At 50.4% G+C, this 242-nt stretch carries 1 tRNA gene and 1 rRNA gene; both read right to left on the bottom strand.

Annotated elements, in window-relative coordinates:
- Window positions 1–8: 8 nt before the first annotated feature.
- A tRNA-Ile gene (locus NUX24_RS21785) sits at window positions 9–85 on the bottom strand.
- A 69-nt stretch (window positions 86–154) separates the two neighbouring features.
- Window positions 155–242: ribosomal RNA gene (locus tag NUX24_RS21780) — 16S ribosomal RNA — on the bottom strand; the annotation flags it as partial.

The raw sequence follows: 242 nt of genomic DNA, 5'->3' as shown, positions 1-242 counted from the left end.
AAGGAGTCTGGTAGGCCTGAGTGGACTTGAACCACCGACCTCACCCTTATCAGGGGTGCGCTCTAACCACCTGAGCTACAAGCCTGCAGAGATTTTTACTGCTGTTTTTCATCAGACAATCTGTGTGGACACTACAAAGGCAGGTTCTTTAAGGTAAGGAGGTGATCCAACCGCAGGTTCCCCTACGGTTACCTTGTTACGACTTCACCCCAGTCATGAATCACAAAGTGGTAAGCGCCCTC

This window comes from Enterobacter sp. HG048, from assembly GCF_024702055.1.
In the GTDB taxonomy this organism is placed as follows: Bacteria; Pseudomonadota; Gammaproteobacteria; order Enterobacterales; family Enterobacteriaceae; genus Enterobacter; species Enterobacter dykesii.
This window is presented reverse-complemented; position numbering and strand designations above follow the sequence as displayed.